Consider the following 23,754-nt stretch of genomic DNA (forward strand, 5'->3'; position numbering starts at 1 on the left):
TGAATAGCCCCTAGATTTGTAGGCAACTTGCCTCTCTTATGAGCCCTGACTGGCTAATGGCGTTTTAGACACTAGCTCTCAATTTCTTCAACAAACCTAGATTTCACCTGAAACTTTGTGCTTCCCCATGGCATCATGCGTTGCTTTGGGTAGGTTATATAGAGCCAACGCCGTGCCCTCGTAACGGCTACAAATGCAGCGTTTCGCTCTTCCTCAATTTGCTTTTTTTGGCTTGCGCGATAGTCTGGAAATACTCCCTCACACATACCAATTAGAAAAACGATATCCTTCTCAAGGCCTTTCATCGTGTGAACCGTGCTGAGAGTAAGACCGGAATTTGAGGTATCTATAGCTAGCTGCCCAAGCGCATTGGCATTTCTGAACGCACCTAGGGTTGAACCGATTCCTTTGCTTTTGAACCGCGTCCATAAACTCATAAAATAACGGAGTTCCTCTATGCTGCGCTCGAGCTCCAGCTTTTGATTTTCATCTGAAATTTGTTCCGAGAGTGAGGACAGCGCAGCATCAAATGACTTCACAAGTTTTCGGATATTTGGGGCTTCCGAATCAATGTCGTGTATTGCTTGAAGCAGCTTTGATTGAATTTCCGGAAAATGAACAGGTTTATCCAATACCTGTCTGGACCAATTTGAGAGGATGTCTGAATCCGTCCAATCAAGGGGAGGCGAAATTGATAGAAGAGAGCAGAGTTTCTTGCCATCTACCCAATCTTTTGGGTTCAATTTTACTCGGATCCCATAGTCTAGGACTTTGCCGAATAGAGATGACGGTTCTTCTCCTCGTTCACTTTTCCGCAAGGAGTAAGCTATATTTGCTGCGCTTAAGGCTTCTTCAAGCTTTGAAAACACAAAGCGATTTCTGGCGATTACAACAATATTGTCTAGTGATAATTCGCCTTCAATCTCTTCATGAGAATGAAGTTCCAAAATGCAATTTATCGTTGATGTGATCCAATTAGCTTCATCGGTTTCAGTCTCAAATGACTCAATCCTTAAACTACCTTCGACGGCAAATTCATGCTCTTTCGATGAGTTATGTTTTAGTTTATTTGCTGCCCGAATTACTGCCCTTGTGCTGCGATAGTTTTCCTTTAGATGGAAGGTCTTCACATTGAAGTCGACGACAAACCTCTCACACAAATACTCCGATGATGATCCATTAAAGCCATAGATCATCTGATGCGGGTCTCCGACCATTAAAACACTTTGAATTTTTGACCCGCAAAGTGCTTTGATAAACTCATATTGAATTCTGTTGAGGTCCTGCGCCTCATCTACACAAAGATGTTTGTATTTTGCGCGGTATATATCGGCTATCCATTCTTGTCTTAGTAATAGCTTGTGCGCGAATACTAAAATATCGTCGTAGTCGATTCCGCCGCTCGCAAGAAGGGCTTCTTGATAATCTTGATAAATTTTCCAAACGTTTGGCGTGTCAGGAAAGTGCGCTAGTGCCTGCTCTTCATCCATCAATTCGCGTTTTATGACGGAAAAACCATTCATGTAATTCTGGAGAACCTTTTCTCGACCACGCAATTGTTTCTGATCTTCAACGTTCAAATATTCATCAATATCGACCCCATCCTCACGTAACGACTGAAGGAAGACTTCCATTCGGTCTTTGTCTCGTTCATATATTTGAAAATTGGACGGAAGACCAATCGAGTGTCCATATTGTTCAAGCACGCGCTGCGCCACCGAATGAATAGTGCCAATCCATACTCTGTCATCTAAATGCTCATTTCTGGCTAGTCGATCAGCCATCTCTTCAGCAGCTTTGTTTGTGAAAGTAAGGGCTATTATCCCTTCCTTCTTAACTGTTGATAGAATGAATCCAATTCTTTCGGTTAACACGCGTGTCTTCCCGGAGCCAGCGGACGCCAAAACTTGTATTCCGAAATTTGTTGGCATCTCGACGATGACCTGCTGTTCTGCTGAGAGCATCATGAGTTTGCGAGCCACTTCTCGATTTGGGTGAATGCAGCCAAAAGGGCCTTTGGTATCAGATCTCCTTTTGGTCGGTCATTTGGGTTTCTTAGGACAACCTCTGAAAGGAAGCTAGAGTAGGATGTTTTCTTTCCCCTCATCCTCTCGATCAGGTCATCTTTTCCAAGGGCCGATATTTCGGCAGTCTTTGCTGTTACATATTGGCTGTTATCATTGTCAGAGGTTTCAGAGTTTACTAAAGATTCAATAATTTCATTCTCGAGAGAAAGCTCGTTTATCAATTCAGCCTCTAGGTCATTTCCTGTGCTGAGAAACGCAGCGCAAAATAAACCGGATCCTAGTTTCAGCCCATCTAACTTCTCCATTTTTGAAATTTGGGATTCTATTTCCTTTTTTGTGTTTTTGTCATTGTCGCTTACGATAAATGTAGGAATACCGAAGCTGATTGCGAGTTTAACAAATGGGGGATAGTTTTTGCCCCCGACTTGCATAAGCGTTACACCTCTCTCGAAGGGTGAGACCCCGAAGTATGCCTCGAACATTGCTGGAAAAATTTGTTCCTCTGTGGCGCCTTCAAATAGGATAATTGCCTTAGCAAATAGCAGCTCTCCCTTGTGCCGCAAAACCTCTCTATGAAGAACATTCAGCTCCTCGACGCTTAAGCCCTTTATTAGCTCTAGACATGTGGCGCTATTCTCAACTTTTGTCAGGTAACGAATGCTGCCTAGGTTGCACATCGCCGCCAGGTAGGGGGAGTGCGTACTGATAATTACTTGGCCAGGAGATGATACAAGTTGCCTAAAAAGAGAACGTTGAGCATTGGGGTGTAAATGGGCCTCCGGTTCTTCTGCAGCAAGAATCGGAAAGAAAGGTTCTGCCTCTTCTTCATGCTTTTGGGCCATTAAGTCTGTAAAAGCCTTCACTGCAAGCATCGATGCCCAACTTCGTGTTCCCATGCCATGATATTCCATTGAAAACGAATTTGATGCAGAGTCGCCAAAATGGACACTAAATCTTTTCGATAGGTCTCGCATTTTTTTTGGAAATGGAGTCACCTCCGCATTGCCCGTGCCACCGAATGACTGGTTGAGAGAGCTTAAATGCTGCTTAAGTGATTTTAGCGGGGCGCTTTTTTCTACAGCTTCCTCATTAATTTCTGCGATCATTTTTTCGAGTTTTTGTATGTCACTATCTTCATACTGAATGCTAGATAATACCCGACCAACAAAAGATGTTTTATTGTTCAATTCATTATGAATATCGCGTTGGGCATCAATTGAAATAAATGGAACTAAATCATACCTTTTGGTAAATTTAGCCTTTGGGCTAGTGGGAGCTTCTTGCCAAGCGTTAAAAGTCGGCCACTCATCAAGGACATGCCGCTCTACGGTGAAACCCCCTTTGGCATGGTCGGGCCTTACAAGCGTTCGTATTGCATGGAACTGATTGCCGTCTGCCTCAGACCTAATTTTATCCCCAAACTCCTGAACCCACTCATCCGCAAACAGCTTTTGTCGCTGGCCGTCCGCATTTACAGAAATAATACGTATATCAACGATTATTCGACTTGCGCGTTTTTCATTTTTATCTATAAAAAAATCTTCATCAGTAATGTATCGAGAATAATCACCAAGTGCGAGTTGCATCGCTTTGATAAGAGATGTTTTTCCTGAATTATTTGTACCAATAACAATCGCGGTCTTTGGGAGCGTTGCTGAGAGGTTTTCTAATCCCCGAAATCCGCAAATTCTGATTTCGTTAATGAGTATGCTCATTTAGGGTCTCTCCAATAAATAAAGATATTTAGAGCCAGAGCGAGCGTGAAAATCGTTTAATACATACAACAGAAGGGTGTGCGCGTCGATGGGGATCCGCGATGCGGCCACGTAAGCACTGTGTGCACGTGGCCGCAAATGCGGGTCGTCGCTGTTTGCTTTTGCGTTTAGTTCTTGCCGCGGCACTCCGTTTCCTAAGCTCAGACATAGCCTTGCGGATGATTTCTTTCTTTGCACCCTCTTCACTTAATATATCAGGCTTTTCTGCGCGATTTTGGCTTTCCTCATAGTCATCCGGAATGAACGGTTCCTGATCCGTAGCCTCAACGGTTTTAATAACCGTCGTTTCAACGGTCTCTGACGGCTCGTTAACGATAACAGGCATCGTTGAATAGGTCCGGTCTAGGTGTTTAGTCCCAGCATTTGATGGATTGGATTTATGATGAATCTTTCGGGTTCGTTTGTCCACTGTTTGCAAATGAATTCGTAGGGCGTAAGGCCCTTGAGTGTCTTCAGTCTTCGTCCGAAATTGTAGGCGTCGATGAAATTCGCGAGATGCTTTTTTAGCTGCTCGTGATCATCGTAGTGAAAGCGTTTGACGGTGGCTTCCTTGATCGTCCGGTTCATACGCTCGACCTGCCCGTTGGTCCAGGGGTGCTTTACCTTGGTCAAACGGTGGTCGATCCCGTTTTCATCGCAGACACGGTCAAAGATGTGAAGACCAGCATAGAGGTCGCAGGTTCGATTGGTGAACTGGATGCCATTATCGGTCAGAATGGTATGGATGGTATAGGGAACGGCGGCGATCAGATTACGCAGGAACTGTGCGGCATTCATTTTTCCGGCCTTGGCATAGAGTTCAACGAAGGCGAATTTGGATGTCCGGTCGATGGCGACGAAGGGTAAAGCCTGCCTTCCGCCGTATGCACTTCGGCAATATCGATATGAAAATAGCCGATCGGGTAGCTTTTGAACTTCTTCTTCGGTTCTTTGCCCCCTTCAACATCCGGCAGACGGGAAATGCCGTGTCGTTGTAGGCATCGATGCAAGGATGAGCGTGTCAGATGCGGGATGGTCGGCTGGAGCGCATAAAGACAGTCATCCAGAGGCAATAGCGTGTGCTTGCGAAAGGCAACGATAACGGCTTCCTCCTCCAGCGAAAGAACCGTTGAATGCGGTTCCTTCGGCCCGGTCGGCAAATCGGCAAGGGATGTCCGCCTCTTCCATTTTGCAACGGTTTTCTGATTGATCCCGTATCGCTTCGAAAGCACCCTCAGGCTCTCTTCACTATTTTGTATTGTTCGACGGATTGCCTCTGTCGTCGTGGCGCAGCCGTGTAGAATTTGTCCCATAGCGCATCCCTCCATGCCGAAGATAATAATATGCCATCAAATGCTGGGACTAAACATCTAGGGCCTGTTGAGTATCATCGTCCATTGATAATCGCAGTTACGGCATAGATCATGGCGCGAAAGCTGTCATCTGTCTTGTCGCTTCGCAAAGATCAGGCGCAGCTGGTTGGGTTTGAAGCCATGGGCCGAGGTTTGGTGGCCAAACAGGTCGAGCTGGCAATCCTTGATCCGGTTTTCCATGTCGCCGCGCGGGCAGTAGATGTTCTGATAGATCGCCCGGGCCATGGCATCGCGGTCGTTTGGAAATGCCTTCACTTCGCGGATCACCAGCGGGGTGTTCCAATTTAGAGAGGTGACCAGAAAGCGGACCCTCTGGTCCTGACCCGGGCGGTGCAGGGTTTTACAGATGACCTGTCGCGGTCGCGGCCAGCTTCCCGATTTGGGTTGATGAGAGAAATGGCCGAATATCTCTACGGCAGCGTTGCTTTCGACCATCGCCACGGCAGCACGGCTCCTGATTTTGCGGGCCTTGTGCAGCAACCAGGTGTTGCGGGGCAGGCCGAAGATATAATCCACGCGGTTGGCCTCGCACCAGTTTATCAGGTTCTTGCGCGCGAACCCGCTGTCGCCCCGGATCAGAATTTTCACCTTCGGCCAATGGGCGCGGATCCGGCCAACAATCCGCTTGATCGCTTTCTTCGCGCCGCGCGCCCCGTCGGCATTGCCCGCGCGCAGCCGGGATAACAACAAGTGGGGCCCGCAATAAATATAAAGCGGCAGGAAACAGCGGTGTTCGTAATAGCCATTGAAGAAACCGCCGTCCTGATGTCCATGGGTCTTGATGTCGGTCGCGTCGATGTCGAGTGTGATGCGGTCGGGCGGGGCATCGTAGCTTTCCACAAACAGCTCGACATAGAGATCCTGAAGTTGCGACGTTCTTGCCGCGAATTTGTGATAGCGGCGATCCCCTTTGATGAAATCCTGCTCCAGCCGTCCAAGGGGGGACGCGCCGGCAAGTCGTCTCGGCGCACCCTGCTGCGTGTTTGGTGTTGCCGTCAGCTTCAGGCAGGGATCGTTGCGCAGATCGTTATGATCCTCGACATCTTCGTAGCCCAGCGCGATGCCGATGATGCGTTGGGCCAACAAATCAGACAGGCCATGCGCCACCCGGGCAGGATCCCGGTGGTCGTCGACATACCGCGCCATGCGCGACCAGAGGTTCAATCGAGCGGCGGTTTCGCGCAGCAATAATCCGCCCGCGTCAGAGGTGATTTCTCCGCCGTCGAATGCCGCCAGAACCCTTCGTTGACCGAAATCCGAGAACTGCATCGGAAAAACACCCTGTTATTTTTTGGAAACCGGGAATTCATTCTAACATCCAGATATCATTGCGAAAATGAGGATAACACCAAAATCTGGTGACGGATCCGGGTTAGAGTACTCTGAGATCCAAGGTTGGATCCCAGAGTACTGTACTCGGGAAACTGTTCAAAATTATATATTGCCCGAGATTGTGAGCCTTACGGCGCCTCGGGGTTGGCAGTTAAAAATCTGGCATATCTGAACTGACCGTCGGTCAATAGTTGTTAGTCCTGCTGTTTGGCAGTTCATGGCGGGCAAGATGATGTTCGTTTGTATCAAACAGGGTCTTATCATTTGGCAGGCGTTTTAGCTTGGTCGCGGCTGAGAGCAAGAAACAGATCGTGCGGGACGCCGTCAAGCGGGAGATAGACCAGCGGAGCGGCGGGAATGACCCGCCCGTCAAGTCGGGTTACCGCGATGTCTGTCTGTTCCACGCGAATATCGCACACGGTGTCGGCCACTGTCAGTCGGGCGGAAAAACCTGGCCAGTCTTTGGGGATGTTCGGGGCGATACGCAGGCGGTTCCCCTCGCGGGTTATGCCAAGGATACCCTCGATTGCGGCACGGTGCATCCATGCGGCCGAGCCGGTGTACCAGCTCCAGCCACCACGCCCGATATGGGGGGCAATGGAATAGACATCGGCAGCCACGACATAGGGTTCGGTCTTGTAGCACTGTGCGGCGTCTGGCGTGCGTGCGTGGTTGATCGGGTTGAGCAGCGCAAACAACTCGGCGGCGTGATCGCCATCGCCCAGTCGGGCCCAGGCGAGAATGGCCCACATGGCGGCATGGCTGTATTGGCCGCCATTCTCGCGCAGGCCAGGCGGGTACCCGGCAATATAGCCCGGATCGTGGGTTTCGGGGGTGGGTCCTGTACCGAATGCCGGTTCGAACAGAAGTGACAAACCGTCCTTGTGGCGGACGAGATGTTGGTCGAACGCTTCCATCGCCTGTGCCGCACGCGCGGGTTCGGCCTGCCCCGATAGTACCGCCCAGCTTTGCACGATAGAATCTATGGCGCAGGCCGGGGCCGATGCTGTGCCCAGCCATGTGCCGTCATCAAAGGTGGCGCGTTTGTACCACGCCCCGTCCCAGGCATGGGTTTCAATGGACTGGCGCAGTTTCTCGGCCTGTTCGCGCCAGCGATTTGCCATGACGACATTGCGTTTCCCGGCCAGTGCTGCAAAAGCCAGCAGCGTTTGCAACAGCAACCAGCCAAGCCATACGCTTTCACCCTGGCCCTGGGCGCCAACGCGGTTCATACCGTCATTCCAGTCGCCAGTCCCCATTAGCGGCAGACCATGCTGACCGGTTAGCCGCAAGGCACGGTCTAACCCCAGCGCACAGTGATCAAACAACGAGGCACCGTGGCCGGCATCATCAGGCAGGAAGAACGCATCATGCTCGTCCTTGCCAAGGAGATGCCCGTCGAGGAAACTGATTTGTTCGTCGAGTATTGCCGTGTCACCTGTGGCGTTGACATAGGCGGCAACCGCGTGCCCGAGCCAGACGCAGTCATCGGAAATACGGGTGCGCACACCTTGACCGGAATGAGGGAGCCACCAATGTTGAACGTCGCCTTCGGGGAATTGGCGTGCGGCGGCGCGCAGCAAATGGGCGCGGGTGCGTGTCGGCTGTGTCAGCGTTAACGCCATGTTATCTTGTAACTGGTCGCGGAAACCATAGGCACCGCTGGCCTGATAGAAGGCGGCCCGTGCTTCGATCCGGCAGGCAAGTGTTTGATAGGGCAGCCAGCCATTAATCATGATGTCCATGGCGCGGTCGGGCGTCTCGACTTGAAGATCACCCAGGGTCTCTTCCCAATAATTCTGAACCTTTGCCAACGCCGCATGTGGATCGGTGGCGCGCATTTCGTGGACGAGCGCAACCGCTGCTGTCGCGTCGGGGCATTGGCCCAGCAGATGTACCAGTTCCACGCTTTCGCCAGGCGCCAATGTGACCGTTTTCATCAAAGCTAAACAGGGGTCGAGCCCGGCGCCTAGCCGGCCCGAGAGTGTTACATGCTGACGCAGTCCGGCAGGGGCGGCCGGACTGCCGCCTGATCCGAGAAACTCTGTGCGGTCGCCAGTCCAGCTTTCGGCGTTGCTGTCGGGGGAGAAAAGGTCGGCAAACATGACACGGCCGGGGAAGGCGGTGTTCCAGGGGTTGCACGCCAGAAGTGCGCCCGTGTTATGATCGCGAGACGTTATGAGGAACGGTGCCGAGGCCGCACGCGACACCCCCATGACAGGTTCGCTATAGACCGCAACACTGAGCTGACGCGGCTTTGTTCCGGTATTGCTTAAACGTAATATCGATATGCGTACTGGTGCCTCACGCGGAACAAATTGCACCATGTCACACGCGATATTGTCGGCCTGATGGGTAAACCGGCTATAGCCAAAACCGTGGCGTACGATATGCAGACCAACTTCATGGCCCGGCCTGTTTGCGGTTGCAGGAAGCGGGCGTGCGGTTGGCGAGATCAAGACGCCGCTGGTGTCGTCGCGGATATAGAAGGCCTCGCCGGACGGGTCTGCGACGACATCGTTGGACCATGGGGTTAACTGGTTGTCACGACTGTTTTCGGACCAGGTGAAGCCACTGCCGGTGGCTGAAACCTGAAAGCCGAAGCCGGGATTTGCGATGACGTTGATCCATGGCGCAGGGGTGGTGTCGTTCGGGCCAAGCTGAATGACATATTCCCGTCCGTTTCGATCAAAGCCGCCAATGCCGTTAAAGAATTCGAGCCCCTCACCACTGGCTCGGGGAATGGTTGTGTTGACGCGGGGTGCACGTACAATTGGAGCTGTGATCTCCGCTATGGGAACGACAGGTTCATGGAGCAGTGTGCCAAGCTGGCCGCCGATGTCTCCTCGCCGTGCCAGCAAGACAACCCGGGCGGCGGATAAAAGCTGCGCGCGTGCCTCGGGCGCTATCAGATCGGCGCGGAGCGCAAATGCCGATCCCAGTGCCAGATGTTCACCGCTGCGGGGTCGAGATTGGCTACGGCGAAGGGCGGTGTCGATGGCTATTTGCAGATCCTGAACATAGGATGCAGGGTGTTCATTGAGAATAACCAGATCAACAGTGAGCTGTTTGTTGCGCCAATATTCATGGGCCTGAAGCAGGCTGCGGACCTGCCCGATATCGGCGGGATCGTCAATGCGCAGCAATACAATCGGCAAATCCCCCGATATTGCCAGCGGCCAGAGCCCCGACTGACGCCCCGCGCCCCGTGCTATCATTTTGGCAGGCGGGCGGAAACGGGCGTCGTGATAGAGGATCGGGGCGGCAAGACGTTGAAAATCGGCGGCCTCGTCTGGCGAGATGCCAAGGTGGCGCAATTGCACCTGCGCGCGTGTCCAGGCCAGTGTGCGGGCACGGTCATAGGCATGGCGATCGTGATGACGGTCGATCAGGTCGATCAGCGCTTCGCGGCTGTCGGCGGCCACCATCCATATCATGACGTGTGCAGTACGCCCCGGGGCAATATGCAGCTGGTTGCGTAAGGCAAAAACAGGATCAAGCACGGTGCCTGTATGCCCTGCCAACGGCGCGGGGTCGCTGATGGCGCGCGGCGGTATCTGAGCATGGTCGCGGCCAAGTGCTGTTGTCCGGTCGCTGTCATATTGCAGCGGCGCAGTTGTCTCGCCTTCGACAACGGTGAACTGTGCCGCCCAGATTTCGGGTTCTTCCGGGCTGCGGCGACGACGCCAGGCAACAAGGGCACCGTATTCGGGCAGAAATTCTGTCTGTACGAACATGCGAGAAAAGGCAGGGTGTGCGGTATCGGCGGCGGGCGAAGCAAGTGTTAGCTCGACATAGGAACTGACCTCCATGTCGCATGATTTACGACCTGAATTGGTAATCGACAGGCGGCGCACTTCGGCATCGGCCTCGCCCGATACCAGTATATCGAGCACCGTATCGATCTGGCCCGTTCTGGCGGTAAATGTCGTGTGATCCTCAAAAAACTGCACATCTTGCTGCGTTTTTACCTTGCCGGGTCCGCAGGGACCGAAACTGTGCTCTGTCTTTTCGGTAAGGTTGCGCAGATGCAAAATGGCACCCTGATCGTCACGCGTTGCATCTTCGCGCCAGCGGGTCAGGGCGATGTCGCCCCAGCGGCTGTAACCACCACCGGTGGCGGTCAGCATGACGGCATAACGCCCGTTTGACATCAGATGACTGACGGGCGGCCCGCCGGGGCAACCTGCAATCCGGCGACCGCGTTCTGCATCGGATGGAAGAGCACGAGGGGCTGTAGGCTCTTCGAGCGGCGGCAAGACACGGGCGATGTCGCGCGGCAGACGTTCTTGCAGCAGCAATTCGCTGGCGCGGATCATCGGTTCGCGGTGAAATCTCTGGCGCATCAACCCGTCACTAAGCGCATTGGCGATCGCAACGATGGTCATGCCCTGATGATGGGCCATATAGCTTTGCACGACAGACACACGCTGCCCCGGCAGTACCCGGCCGGGTGTAAAGTCCAGGGCTTCGTAAAAACCGCAAATGCCAAGCCCGCCTAATGCGTCCAGTGCGTCGTAATTGCGTCTCGCCGCACCGGGGTCAAGCATTGTGGCAAGCCCGGTTGCATAGGGAGCAATCACAAGATCGCCGGCAAGACCGCGTTTTAGCCCCAGCCCCGGCACGCCGAAGGTCGAATACTGATAAGTGAATTCGACATCCCGTGCGTTAAAGCCGGACTCGGATATGCCCCACGGAACGCCCTGCTCGCGGCCATAGGCGATTTGGCGGGCGACGACCAGGCGGCAGGTGCGGCCAAGCTGGCCCCCCTCCGGTTCGCGCATTACCAGTTCGGGCATCAGGTATTCAAACATTGAGCCGGCCCAGGAAACCAGTGCTGTCCCGCCTTGGATAGCGGTTGCAGCCCGGCCCAGACGGAACCAGTGACGTAAAGGAACATCCAGCTTGGCGATGGCAAAAAGACTGGCCAGACGCGCTTCGGAGGCCAGCAGGTCGTAGCAGGATGGGTCCAGCGCGTTTTCGTGGACAGAATAGCCAATCGAAAGCAGCTTGCGGTCGGGATCCAAAAGAAATGTAAAATCCATTTCCATGGCCAGTTGGCGCGCAGTTTGGCCGAGCGTGTGCAAGTGATTCGTCAGTTCCGCGCTTTCGGCTTCTGTCATAAGAGCGTCGGTTGCGGCTTCAGCCAACCCGTCGTGTAGCAGCGACATCCACGAGGGGACAATTTCGTCTGGTAGCCTGTCAGACCCGTTTGCAAGGGATTGAAGAATGGCCCAGTCGATCTCGGCTTGCTTCAGGCTGTTGCGCAGCGCAAGGAGTGTTTTGTGCAAGGACGGATCGACAGGAGCCTGGGACCGGGAGGCGTCAAACTCGATCAGATCGAGAAGATCTGTCAGGCCATTTGCCCGGTGCTGTGGATCAAATGCGGGGACTTCTGCCCACTCGTCGCATGCATTTGCTAGAGCAATCAGATGGCCGGCCAGATTGCCACTGTCGACCGACGAGATGTAGGGCGGGTCGAGAACCCGACCGTCTCGCGTGTCATACCAATTGTAGAAATGCCCGTGAAGACGCGGTAGTGCTGCCATGGCGTCGAGGGTTGCGGCGATCCGTTTGGCGGCCTGCTTGCGGCCGATCCAGCCGAAATCCCGGGCAGCGGCTGTTGCCAGAAGATAGAGGCCGATATTGGTTGGTGAGGTTCGGTGCGCAACAGTCGGGCGGGGTTCCTCCTGAAAATTGTCAGGTGGCAGGTAGTTATCCTCGGCGGTGACGAAAGTTTCGAAATAGCGCCATGTACGACGCGCGATCAGGCGCAGGGCATTTGCATCCTGAGAGGTCAGGGCTGAATCGGGGCGGGGTTCGGGCACTTGGCTGACACGAAAGGCGATAAGCGGTGCGGCAAGCCAGACCCCGGCAAACGGCAGGATCAACAGCAGCGAAGCAGGTGCCACCATGCCCGCCAGCCCGGCGCCAGCCAGCCCCAATGCGGTGCCCGGTGCCATGGCACGGGCAAAACCGCGCAGGTCGGGGCGGGGGGCGGCAGCGGCAGAGGCGGCCGTGGTCCATTCCAGCAGGTTGCGCCGGGAAACACACAGCCGCCAGAGCGTGCGCACGATGGCATCAAGCGAGCGCCAGGAGGCATCGGCAAGAAACGCGGCGGCAAGCCCCGTCTGGAGCAAAGCCAACACCATATCTTCGCGCATGACCCGCAAATGTGTGCGTAAATGCAGCCCTGTCCGGTGCGGTACAGCCGAGATTGCAGCATGCAAAAAAGATGGAAGCATCAGGACGACCAACGCCAGTGCTGTCGCCAGCAGTGCCGCCAGATCGGGCAACAACCAGCCCAGTATCAGCATTGTCAGGGTAGCAGGTGCTAACAGTGAACGCCGCAGCGTGTCGAGCACCTTGATTCGGCCCAGTGCGCTGAGCCCGCCATCCGGGCCAAGCCACGGCAGAAGCTGCCAGTCGCCCCGGCACCATCGATGTACGCGGCGTGCGGCGAGGTCCTGGCGGTCGGGAAAGGCTTCGACCAGCTCCACGTCCGAGGCAAGCCCCGCCCGCGCGAATATCCCCTCCAGCAGATCGTGGCTGAGCAGTGTATTTTCGGGTACACGTCCGGTCATGACTGTTTCAAAGGCGTCAAGATCGTAAATGCCTTTACCGGTAAAGGACCCCTCGCCAAAGAGGTCCTGATAGATGTCCGATGCAGCAGCGGCATAGGGGTCCATCCCGCCCGGTCCGGATGTGGCACGCAAAAAGGCAGTGCCGGTTCTTCCGGCAGGCAGGGAAGGGGTGACGCGGGGTTGTAAAACTGCGTGGCCAGCGGTTACCCGGCGCAGGTCCGGGTCAATCACCGGCCGGTTTAACGGGTGAGCCATCTTGCCGATCAGCCGCTGTGCTGCGTCGCGCGGAATGCGCGTGTCGGAATCGAGTGTCAGGACATAGCGCACGCCCGCCGGCACAATAGGTGTGCCGCCATCGGGTGTACGATAATCGGTGTCGGTGGCACCGCGCAGCAGGCGGTTTAACTCGTGCAGCTTGCCGCGTTTACGTTCCCATCCCATCCATATCCGGTCGACCGGATTATAGCGGCGCTGGCGGTGCAGGTGTAAAAAACGCACGCCCGACGGACCCGGTCCGTAGCGCTGGTTTAGTCCGAGTATCCCCTGGGCGATAAGGGCCAGAAGAGGGGCATCGCCGGGCATGTCTTGTTGTGCTGCATCCAGCCCGTCGGTTAAAAGCGCAAAGGTGATATCCCCTTGCGCGCCGGAAAGAAAATGCATTTCCAATCCGTCGATTTGTTCTTGCAGATCATCGCGGGAATTGGTCAGAAGGGTGGGGACGACCACAATCGTGCGCAACGCTGCCGGGATGCCGCCTTCAAGTGACAGGCCCGGAAGTGCTGCCGCGGGCACAGTCCAGCCAATAACGCGGTCAACCAGAAGCTGCGCCATGGCGCTGGCCGGAACCAGAGCCGCAAGCGACCAAAGCACCCACAAGGCCGGAGACGGCCCGAGTGCGACCGGTCCGGCGAGAATGCCAAGCAGCCAGAGACTCAGCGCAAGCAATGCAATGGTGACACCAACAAGACTGCCGATATAGCCCGTCAGGCCGGGCTGGAAACGGATCCGGCGCCATCCTGTTTGCCGATAGCCGATCTTGCGTTCAAAGGCCGAGCGTCCTTCGGCCAGCAAATGCCAGCCGGGATCGCTGCGACGTAAAATTTCGGTATCTGCAAGCGGGCCTTTAACCGGTTCCGGCGCGGCATTTGCCGCCGCCAGCACCTGTCCGGCCACCTCGATTTCGCTGTTGTCGCTATGGCGGGAAAGATCCTCAATGGCCGTACGGTAAAGATTCCGACTGGCGAAATCCATGGCGGAAAATCCGGGATATTCCCGCAGTTTTGCATCGACAAGGCTGACGCCTTCAAACAGGTCCGGCCAGTCCATTTCGGAGATTGTGCGCAGACTGGTAATGACGTTGCGGACCGTGACGTTGGATGCCCCCTGTCGTTCCTGGGCATGTTGCACTACCAGGTCGACTTCAGTGCCTTGTTTTGCCAGCCGTTTTTCAAGCCATGCAATGGCCGGGGTGGTCAGCGGATCGCAGTCGCGCAACCGTTTGGCCAGTTGTGCGGCAAAACCTTCGGGAAGATCCTTATCAGGCTCAGCATCGATGTCAGAAAACACGATGGGTTGCGCACTGTCTATTCCCAAAATACGGTCTGCGAGCAGGTCGGCGTCGTGGCGACGTTGATGCCCAAAGGCGATCTGATCAGACAAACGGCGAAGGTTTTCCAAAAGCACAAGGCGCAGGGTAATCGGCACAGCCCAAAGCTCGCCAATGGTGAGCGGCTGTACCCGTTGATATGCGCGCAAATACCGGGACAATGCAGGCCCGTCGAGATGGCTGTCAGTATGGGCGACATAGGCCCAGATCAGCCCGAATACCCGCGGATATCCCCGAAACGGTCCTTTGGCGAGCTTGGGCAATATTCGATAGTAGCTTGGCGGCAGGTCGGTGCGGCATTCGCGTATCTGGGCGTCGACCTGATGGTAATTATCGAGAAACCACTGTGCGGCGGGCACAATCGGGCGACCTGCGGTAAGTTCAAGGCTACAGGCTCTGCGGGTGGCCAGCAGGGCGATGGCGTTATTTTCCAGTCGGTGCTGCAACGAGGCAACATGCGGGGGAGATGCAGAAATTTGCTGTTCTTGCGCAAGACTTCTCGCATGCTGTTCCAGCCGTTCCAGCCCGAAAAGTTCGGCTCGGACAGGATTAACATCATCCCAGGGGGTGGTGCTGTCACGGTAGAACGGTAACAATCCAAGTAACCGACCGTTCATTTATAGGCCTCCAGGGCAAAATTTGGCCAAACACGGGCCGTAAAATGAAAAAAAAACGCATGCAGAACGATGTCTGTGAAAATACCCGCGTTGCAAATTAGCTGCGAGACAGGCACGGACCTGTCCTGCATGCGCTTGAAGCGGTCCGCTGTACTTCTCATCCGGTTTTGGAAAAGAAGACCAGTGTCAAAAATTCCGATTAGGATTTTTTGGTTTTCGGTTTCGTCGCGATGGTCAGTCCCTTGTTGAATGACGGGACCGCAGCGACTTCTACCTTTTTCTGTTTCGGTTTCTTTTCTTCCCGGTTTTGACGGTTTTTGCCTTTGGCCATGTCTTTCTCCTGTGATGTTTGAAGCTGTGAAATCGTCGCCAAACCTCGACGTTCGGCGAAAGGTATGGCTGTAAGTTACCGGTTCCGATACGCACGCATATGCTGGTAATGCCACATGCCGAAGAGTTCTGAAGAATGTGTTGAGCAGAGTTGAGCGACATCAGGTGTCGGTGTTTTTCAGGTAGGTTTATGGCAACCCGGTTCTGTGCCCGCGGCACAAAGGGGATGGACACAGCACCAAGTTGGGAATCTTGCATTCGTCAATAATGGCCGATTGGCCGATTTCGCGATCGGGGGACTACGCCGACAGGACTTTGAAGGTCAGGATCGCGTGGGGACGGAGGTGTGGTCGGCTCAGAAAAGGGCGTTTGATTGCGGTATGCTGCAAGTAGGAGGATTTTTCAGTCGATAAATCTCAGGGTAAGTGAATTGCATGCATAACAACTACTTTCCATACTTCTCATATATCTCATTTATAGGCGTTATCAACTCAATCTGAAAGAGAAAAATTATTTCGAAAATCGACCTGAAGGTGATTTTTCGCTTGTGAGGAGATTTTAGATCCCCGTTTTTGAATGTACCGTCCTTGGAAATAGCTGTTCCCAAGACTGAGCAGGTTTTTGAGAGGTTGAAGTTCATCCCGATAGGCAGAAAATAGTGTTCCGGGCGGCTTTTAGTTTTGCTCAGCACTCGGTGTTTGCTGATGCCAAAGCCGGAACCATTCGTCTTCCTCAGGCAAATGGACGGTGGTGCAGAGCGCTTCGTAAATTGGCTCAACTGCCCGTTCTGCCGATATGTGATAAGCAAGAACAGCGACATTGTGTTTATGGGTTATGACGGGTTCGGTAAATGCAACCGTTCGCCATCTCTGTGCCACGGCATTTTCACGTCAAATGGCTTCATCAAAAGTCCTTCCAGCGGGATGCGGCACACAATTCACGGGTTATTGTCAGAAGCTTTATTCTGGTCTCTGAATATCGGAATGCTCACTTGCTCAATAAGAGCCGTGATTGTGACAATGAAATAAATGCATGAATCGAATGCTTTTGGCACTCGATTGCCGGTCGGTTTGGTGATGCCGTATAGGGTTCTGTATGGCAACAACCTGATCAGGCAGGCCTTCAAGCGATATCCTGAAGCATCGCGCGATCAAGTGTCAGGTCGGTAACAATCATCTTCAGACGGCTGTTCTCGTCTTTAAGGGGCTTCGGCTGAAACGCGGCGCCAGACTGATGTCGGCCTTGCAGTTCCTTATTTTCAACCAGAACGTTGGCGCGGAAAACTTTAATTAAAACCGATCCGGTTTTCAGGGCACAGACTGCAATTTCTCAAGACTGACAATTGCGGCAGGCGAAACGTCCTGTTTTTGGTGCGCCCGTGTCATGGGCGCCGCACTGAATTACCACCATCTATGATTCGGTTGATGAGTGCGGCGACGGCCCGGTGCGTTTGCATTTCGTTTTCGGAACCGATACCGTTCTCGTGGGCGGCTGCGGAATCGCGCAGAACGCCTATAATCTCCTGTTCAGGGAGAAGCTTGTGATCGTTCATGGCAAGAAGGAGCGCCTCACAGATTGTGAGAGCTGCTATTCCTGAATGATCGTTCTGGTCGGACATCGGTGTCGGTCCCTTCTGAAAAGATAATCTCGGCCCCCGGAAACGAGCGCCTGATGATTTACACCAGCTTGTCAGGAAATGGCTTATACTAAGCTGATCTGTAGCAGTGCCTGCGACGATGATTTTGCTAATCTGGCCCAAATCCGGAGGGGCTTTTGAACACCGTAGAAAATAGCCCACTGATGCGAAAACTCTCTGCCTTCGTCGCATTGTCTTCGAAAGAGCTGGCAGTATTGGCACGTCTGCACCAGCGCCGCAAATCCTTCGTTGCCGGGCACGATCTTGTTCATCAGGGGCAGTCAGATCAGGCCGCCTACATTCTTGCCTCTGGATGGGTCTGTTCCTACAAGCTTCAGCCCGACGGATCGCGCCAGATTGTCGATTTTCAGATACCAGGGGATTTTCTGGGATTGCGCAGTATTCTTTTGCGAACGTCGGACCACAGTTTTGAACCTGTTGTGGACATACAGGCGGTTGAAGTGCTGGCAAGCGACCTTTTTGATGCTTTCGAACAGACCCCGCGTCTGGCAACGGCGATCCTCTGGGCGGCGTCCCGTGACGAGGCCATGGTGGTTGAACATCTTGTCGGGCTGGGACAGCGCGACGCAGAAGCACGGATGGCGCATTTTTTGCTCGAACTTGGCGCTAAACTGGTTCTGGTCGGATTGGGGAGCAGGGACGGTTATGACTGTCCGCTTACCCAGTATCATCTCGCCGATGTGCTGGGACTGAGTGCGGTGCATGTTAATCGTGTCTTGCGTAAGCTAAGGGAAGACGGGTTGGCGACGTTTCGCAATGGCCGCGTGACGTTTGATGATTTCGATCGGCTGGCCGCACGGGCAGGATTTGATCCGTCCTATCTCGACCATACCGGGCCCCTTCTCAAATGATGCAGGGAGACTTCGAGTAATTCGGCGCGGGCGACGCAGGTTACCAGAGCAATGGCGCAAACTTGTTTCAACCGGCGCGATAACGGGCCGTTGGCTGGAGGGGGGGGCGAAGACATGTCAAAAGCCCGGCGGGCGTCTGGATCGTCGTTTTGCTGTGGTTCGATGACGTAGAAAAAATTGCACCATTTCCCGGGAAGCATCCGGGCCGGCAGGGTCCGTATAGCTGTTGGCAGCGTTGCCACCAGACCATGCGTGATCTGCCCCCTCAATAACCCAGTGTTCTATGAATGACCGTCCCGTTCCCAAACGGTACGACGTACGCACATATTTGCGACCATCGGTTTTTTGCCCCGATTTAACCGTCTTACCAAGATCGGAATATGGATCGAGTGCCCGCGAAATAATAAAACGCCCGTTGCGCGGATTGACCACCTTGTCGGAGCTGCCGTGGAAATCGATGGTTGGCATCGGGTCGGAATGCTGCAAACCCGGCGCACCGAATTTCATTGCAATAACGGCAGTGAGACCATTGTGGGCTGCACCGACCGGCAAGCCGGAATGCGTCCCGACCGCAGCAAAGATGTCGGGATAAGCATCGGCAATAATCAAGGCCGCGGACGCACCTGCTGACAGCCCTGCGACATACACTTTTCCCGGATCGACCCGGTATTTGGTAATAATTTGGCTCACCATGCTGGCAAGCAGTGCCGGCTCACCGGATCCTCGAACCTGATCGTCGGGTTTATACCAGTTCCAGCAGCGGTAAATTTGGGATTTTGCTTCCTGGGCGGGATAGAGGACGAGAAACCCGAACTCTTCGGCGAGGGCGTTCATGCCGGTGCCACGCGCAAAATCCTCCGGTGTCTGCTTGCACCCGTGTAACATCACAAGCAGAGGCAGGCGCGTGTCGGCTATTCTTGCGATGGCCGGAATGTATAGTTTGAACGAACGCTGGCCAAATTCACAAATGTGAATGCCTTTTGTGAATGACGCGCGGCCTCTTTTTGTTGGTTTTGCGCGCAACGTCGCGGGTATTCCGGATTTATGAATGGTTTTGGCCCGTTGGCGGCTTTTGCCAACTACCTTGCCGGGTCTTGAAGGCAACCTGGCGACGGTTTTTGTTTCGGGTGCCGTGCGTTTCGCAGGTGCCCCCGGATAAAACGATGTACTCAATATATTGTTGAATACCGCCTCCATCGTTTGCAGCATTTGCAGGTTGGTTATCGCACGTGCGTGTTTGAACGGGTCGTACATCTAACTTCAACTTTCATGGGGAATGGCCAAGTGATCTTGCCATCGGCACGCCAGATTGTTATGCCCTTCGCGCATCGGCGAAAGAGAGCAGTTTCCGGCTGTTTTCGTCCCAGAGATGCCGACGCGCGCAGCCGAGACTTTGGCGCAGCGTCAGGCGTTGTGTATGGGAAAGGGCTTGATGATCGTGCATGACTTCGGAAAGGCGGTAGAAGGGAATCCGGCAATAGAGGTGATGGACATGGTGAATCCCGATATTGGCGGTGAACCAGCGTAGAACCGGGGGAAGCACGTAATATGAACTGCCTTCCATGGCGGCTACGTGCAATTCCCACGCGGACGCCCATTCCCAGGATGTATCTTCGAACTGGTGCTGAACGTAGAATAGCCACACGCCAACCGACGCCCCGACCAGTGCTGTCGGCAGAACCGTCAATAGCACAGGAACGACCCCGGCCATCCAGATGGCCGCGCCAAGAAGGGATGCCAGAACCGCGTTCGTCGTCATGGCGCTGAACCAGGATGACCCTGACTGCATTAGCCCGACCGGAACCCGGTTTTCCAGAAAGAACAGATAGGTGGGCACGATACCAAAAAGGACGAGCGGGTGGCGATAGAGCCGGTAGCCGATCCGTCCCGCCCTGGACCGACTGCGATATTCGGCAACTGTCAGCGTTATGACATCGCCAATCCCGCGGTGATCAAGGTTTCCGGCCGACGCGTGATGGATCGAATGCTTTTTTCGCCAAACGTCGTAAGGAGTCATCGTCAGAACACCTAGAACCCGGCCGGTCCAGTCGTTGGTCTGTCGGCTGCGAAAGAACGATCTATGGCCGAAATCATGCTGAATCACAAAGAGGCGGACAAGAAACGCGCCGTTCAGGGTGGAGATAACCGCCGCAAGCATATAACTGATTGACAGTGACCACCAGGCGAGTGCCATCAGCGATGCGAATGGAACAAGCGTAATCAGGAGTTCAATGATGCTTCGCAATTGTGACGGATCGCGATAGCGCGCAAGGATACGTACCCAGTCCCGCCCGCTCTGTGGGTCATTTACAGCGCCAGTATCGGCAGTGATCATCTTGCATCCTTTGTTCTGCCGCTCGGAAACCCGTGGCGGCACGATTTGCATGAATGGAGGGTATCTGACAAATTGGCTACGACGCACTGATGCAAGTTAGCGCGTCATGAGGTCGTCTTGACCAATGCGACGAAGTCTCGCAGAGAATTAGGGGCGCCATACAAGTTTCGATGAGGTATTCGCAAGCAGCCTGACGGCGGACCTGACAGGTTTTGGCCGTCGTCGACGGCGCAACGCGATTACACGTCCGGAACATACGCCAATCTGATCGCGGTGTTTTCAGATTTCTATTTGGCAAGTCCCCTAAAAAACGGTCCTTTTTTTGGCAGAGCATGTGATTTCGTTTTCTGGTCATCCCCCTCACTATTTTCGCATGTCCGGCCCAAAAACGACAGAACCCGGCCAAATCCTGACAGGGTTCTGTCGTGAGTGCTCACAGGAAAGGCTGGCGCGTTTTGGTTATCGGTTTCCCACCATTGCCAGTTTTTGCGGCTGGGTTTGGCCGTTAGTGTGACGCAACATCAGAACCAGAAGCGCTGCGGCGATGCACAGGATACCGGCGGTAAAAAAAGCGGGCAGGTAGCTGTTATAGGTGGTGCGGCTAAGCCCGCCGCCAAAGGCTGCTGTGGCCGCACCAAGCTGGTGCCCGGCGAAAATCCAGCCAAAGACGATGTTGGTTTTTGCCCCGCCAAAGTTTTGCGCCACCAGTTTAACCGTGGGCGGTACCGTCGCGATCCAGTCCAGACCATAGAAAATAGCGAAGATCGACAGGCCATACAGGGTGAAGTCGGAGAACGGCAGATAGACCAGCGACAGGCCGCGCAAGCCATAATAGGCAAACAGCAATTTGCGGCTATCAAACCGGTCGGATAACCAGCCAGAGCCGATTGTGCCGACAAAATCGAAAATACCCATCATCGCGAGCATGCTGGCCGCAGCAACCGCGGCAATGCTGTAATCGCCACACAGGGCGATAAAGTGGGTCTGGATCAGGCCGTTGGTACTGGCCCCGCAGATAAAGAAACTGACAAACAGGACCCAGAAGGCTTTGTGTTTGGCCGCATCGCGCAGAACCACAAGCGGGGATAGGAAAAGCTGGCCAAGGCCACTGTTTTGGGGCGCAACAGGTGTGATGTCATCGGCACCATAGGGTGGTAAATTGACATCTGCCGGGTGGTTATGCATCAGCAACCACACCACACAGGCCACAAACCCCAGAAAACAGCAAATAAGCCCCAGCGCGGTTTGCCAGCCATACTGGTCGGTCACGCGCGCGAGAATGGGCAGAAACACCAGTTGCCCGGTGGCCGAACTGGCCGTAAGCAAGCCAATCACCAAACCACGCCGGGCATGAAACCAGCGCGTGGCGACGGTTGCCCCCAAAACAATGGCGGTAAGCCCGGTGCCAAGGCCAACAACAACACCCCATAACACAACCAGTTGCCAAAGCTGCGTCATCGCGAGCGATAAAAGCAGGCCCGATAAAACAATAAGCAGCGATGCCATAACCACCTGACGCACACCAAAGCGGTTCATAAAGGCCGCAGCAAACGGGCCGATCATGCCAAACAAGGCAAAGCGAATAGCAAGGGCCGATGATATTTCGGCGGCATCCCAGCCAAACTGTTTTTCAAGCGGGACAATAAAAACACCGGGGGCACCCACCGCGCCTGCCGTGCCCAGCATGGTTAAAAAAGTAACCGCCGCCATGACCCAGCCATAGTGGATGTTGCGCTGGTCCAGACGGGAAGAAAGAAAATGTGCAAGCATGGAAATGGTCCTGCAAGCCGGACAATGTGATGCCCGGTGAATGATAATATTGAGCCTTGAACGAAATCAGGCGACGGTTCGCATGGGGCCTTCAATTTGCGACAGCAAACCGCCACAGGCGCGATTGCGGGTTTCGGGCGCATGGATCATGCTATAGGGGAAAACCGGTTCAAGGGCGCTGACGGTATCAAGCCGGTGTAAATCATCGGCCGACAGCACAAGGCTGCTTGCAGCAAGGTTATCGTCAAGCTGCACGACGGTGCGCGGCCCAATGATTGGCAAGGATCCTTTGCCAGCAACCCAGGCAATGGCGACTTGGCCCGGGGTTACGCCAAGTTCATTGGCAATGGCAATGACGGTATCGAGAATGGCGGTGCGCTGCGCGCTGTTTTCGGGCTGAAAGACCCTGCCGCCCATGCCTTCGGCGCGCCCGGTTTCGCCGTTACGATATTTGCCGGTTAACATGCCACCGCCGAGCGGCGACCACGCCAATACACCCATCCCCAGCGCATCGGCCATCGGCAGCAATTCCTGTTCGGTCGTGCGTTGAACCAGACTGTGTTCTACCTGCAGGGCCGCGACGGGAATTTGATTGCGCAGTTCCGCCAAAGTTGCCATGCGCGAGACCCGCCACGCCGGAAAATCCGACAGGCCCGCATAGAGAATTTTGCCCGCCCGGGCCAGATCATCAAACCCGCGCAGAATTTCATCTGTTGGCGTCATGCCATCGCTGAAATGCACCCAATACAGGTCGAGATAATCCGTTTTAAGGCGTTTAAGGCTGGCCTCAACCGAGGTAATCATGTTTTTACGGCTGTTGCCGCTGCCTGCCAGCGTGCTTTGCGGGGTTGCCCCCATGGTATATTTGCTGGCCAGCACCAGTTCGGGGCGATTTTTGCCGAGCAATTGCCCCAGCCATTCTTCTGACTCGCCAAACTGATAAGAGTCGGCGGTATCAATGAAATTGCCGCCAGCCTCGATGTAACGGGTCAAAATGCGGCGTGTTTCGTCAAAACTGGCCCCGTGGCCCCACCGGGTGCCAAAGGTTCCTGTTCCCAAAACCAGTTCCGAGACCCGTAAGCCGGTATGCGTGCCAAGCAGGTGATAACGCATCTGTGATCCTTTCGAACGGCAATAAAGCGCCGTTAAATGATAGTGATAATTTAACCATTATAAATGATGAATAACATTTAAACGTCAAGCGCATTCTGCTTTACGCGCGCCGGGTGGGGCCGAGGCATGGCGACAAGCGGACGGAAAATGCTTTTGGCCGGAGGAATGAAGGGGATCGGACCCCGGGGTTCTAAAACGATTATTCCATTATTTTCAGGGGCGGAGGCGAATTTCAGGCACGGGTCATTGCGGTGTCAGGGCGCACGGTGCGGCTAATCGGGATGGCCCTGTTTTTTAACCTTTGGTTGGGTCGTGTCAGGGGCATTGGCGATGCTGGTGTTGCGTGTGAAAGCGCCGAAGGGGCCGAGGAGAACCCCGCATGGCTTCACAGGGGCGTGATTTCAA

At 54.4% G+C, this 23,754-nt stretch carries 11 protein-coding genes and 1 pseudogene; 1 reads left to right on the forward strand and 11 read right to left on the reverse strand.

What is annotated here, in order from left to right:
• Positions 1-71 precede the first annotated feature (71 nt).
• From TMES_RS20120 to TMES_RS20155, 7 genes and pseudogenes are all read right to left on the reverse strand, one after another.
• A complete protein-coding gene (locus tag TMES_RS20120; RefSeq protein ID WP_085586043.1) occupies positions 72-1,967 on the reverse strand; it encodes an ATP-dependent helicase in 1,896 nt (631 codons plus the stop codon).
• The gene (locus TMES_RS20125) at positions 1,964-3,742 is read right to left on the reverse strand and encodes an ATP-dependent nuclease (protein ID WP_085585940.1); all 1,779 of its coding nucleotides are present in this window, start codon (positions 3,740-3,742) and stop codon (positions 1,964-1,966) included. Before TMES_RS20125 ends, TMES_RS20120 begins: the two co-directional genes overlap by 4 nt.
• Positions 3,743-4,144: 402 nt before the next feature.
• Positions 4,145-5,094 (reverse strand): annotated as a pseudogene (locus TMES_RS20135) (IS481 family transposase).
• A 126-nt stretch (positions 5,095-5,220) separates the two neighbouring features.
• Positions 5,221-6,423: an IS1380 family transposase gene (locus TMES_RS20140; RefSeq protein ID WP_085585944.1), complete on the reverse strand. Its 1,203-nt coding sequence runs from the start codon at positions 6,421-6,423 to the stop codon at positions 5,221-5,223.
• Positions 6,424-6,746: 323 nt separating this feature from the next.
• On the reverse strand, positions 6,747-15,293 hold the full coding sequence (locus tag TMES_RS20145) for a glycoside hydrolase family 94 protein (RefSeq protein WP_085585946.1): 8,547 nt from the start codon (positions 15,291-15,293) through the stop codon (positions 6,747-6,749).
• Positions 15,294-15,492: 199 nt separating this feature from the next.
• Positions 15,493-15,624 (reverse strand): hypothetical protein, encoded by a 132-nt coding sequence (locus TMES_RS23435; RefSeq protein ID WP_281253502.1) that lies wholly within the window; start codon positions 15,622-15,624, stop codon positions 15,493-15,495.
• 1,380 nt (positions 15,625-17,004) lie between these two features.
• On the reverse strand, positions 17,005-17,241 hold the full coding sequence (locus TMES_RS20155) for a hypothetical protein (protein WP_085585950.1): 237 nt from the start codon (positions 17,239-17,241) through the stop codon (positions 17,005-17,007).
• Positions 17,242-17,474: 233 nt separating this feature from the next.
• Here TMES_RS20155 and TMES_RS20160 point away from each other — a divergent pair, with 233 nt between their 5' ends.
• Positions 17,475-18,131 (forward strand): Crp/Fnr family transcriptional regulator, encoded by a 657-nt coding sequence (locus TMES_RS20160; protein WP_245835526.1) that lies wholly within the window; start codon positions 17,475-17,477, stop codon positions 18,129-18,131.
• Positions 18,132-18,248: 117 nt separating this feature from the next.
• Here TMES_RS20160 and TMES_RS20165 read toward each other — a convergent pair whose 3' ends face one another.
• From TMES_RS20165 to TMES_RS20180, 4 genes are all read right to left on the reverse strand, one after another.
• Complete coding sequence (locus TMES_RS20165) at positions 18,249-19,385, reverse strand: extracellular catalytic domain type 1 short-chain-length polyhydroxyalkanoate depolymerase (RefSeq protein WP_085585954.1); 1,137 nt, start codon at positions 19,383-19,385, stop codon at positions 18,249-18,251.
• A gap of 58 nt (positions 19,386-19,443) precedes the next feature.
• Complete coding sequence (locus TMES_RS20170) at positions 19,444-20,466, reverse strand: fatty acid desaturase (RefSeq protein ID WP_143589754.1); 1,023 nt, start codon at positions 20,464-20,466, stop codon at positions 19,444-19,446.
• 459 nt (positions 20,467-20,925) lie between these two features.
• Entirely contained in the window at positions 20,926-22,236 is a 1,311-nt protein-coding gene (locus TMES_RS20175) for an MFS transporter (RefSeq protein ID WP_085585958.1), read from the reverse strand.
• A 66-nt stretch (positions 22,237-22,302) separates the two neighbouring features.
• A complete protein-coding gene (locus TMES_RS20180) occupies positions 22,303-23,349 on the reverse strand; it encodes an aldo/keto reductase (RefSeq protein WP_085585960.1) in 1,047 nt (348 codons plus the stop codon).
• Positions 23,350-23,754: the final 405 nt, after the last annotated feature.

Origin of the sequence: Thalassospira mesophila (assembly GCF_002115755.1) — a bacterium.
Classification (GTDB): Bacteria; Pseudomonadota; Alphaproteobacteria; order Rhodospirillales; family Thalassospiraceae; genus Thalassospira; species Thalassospira mesophila.

Coding starts and splice junctions, on each gene's coding strand:
- TMES_RS20120 (WP_085586043.1), bottom strand. CDS start 1,967: ATGATGCTCTCAGCAGAACAGCAGGTCATCGTCGAGATGCCAACAAAT.
- TMES_RS20125 (WP_085585940.1), bottom strand. CDS start 3,742: ATGAGCATACTCATTAACGAAATCAGAATTTGCGGATTTCGGGGATTA.
- TMES_RS20140 (WP_085585944.1), bottom strand. CDS start 6,423: ATGCAGTTCTCGGATTTCGGTCAACGAAGGGTTCTGGCGGCATTCGAC.
- TMES_RS20145 (WP_085585946.1), bottom strand. CDS start 15,293: ATGAACGGTCGGTTACTTGGATTGTTACCGTTCTACCGTGACAGCACC.
- TMES_RS23435 (WP_281253502.1), bottom strand. CDS start 15,624: ATGGCCAAAGGCAAAAACCGTCAAAACCGGGAAGAAAAGAAACCGAAA.
- TMES_RS20155 (WP_085585950.1), bottom strand. CDS start 17,241: ATGTCCGACCAGAACGATCATTCAGGAATAGCAGCTCTCACAATCTGT.
- TMES_RS20165 (WP_085585954.1), bottom strand. CDS start 19,385: ATGTACGACCCGTTCAAACACGCACGTGCGATAACCAACCTGCAAATG.
- TMES_RS20170 (WP_143589754.1), bottom strand. CDS start 20,466: ATGATCACTGCCGATACTGGCGCTGTAAATGACCCACAGAGCGGGCGG.
- TMES_RS20175 (WP_085585958.1), bottom strand. CDS start 22,236: ATGCTTGCACATTTTCTTTCTTCCCGTCTGGACCAGCGCAACATCCAC.
- TMES_RS20180 (WP_085585960.1), bottom strand. CDS start 23,349: ATGCGTTATCACCTGCTTGGCACGCATACCGGCTTACGGGTCTCGGAA.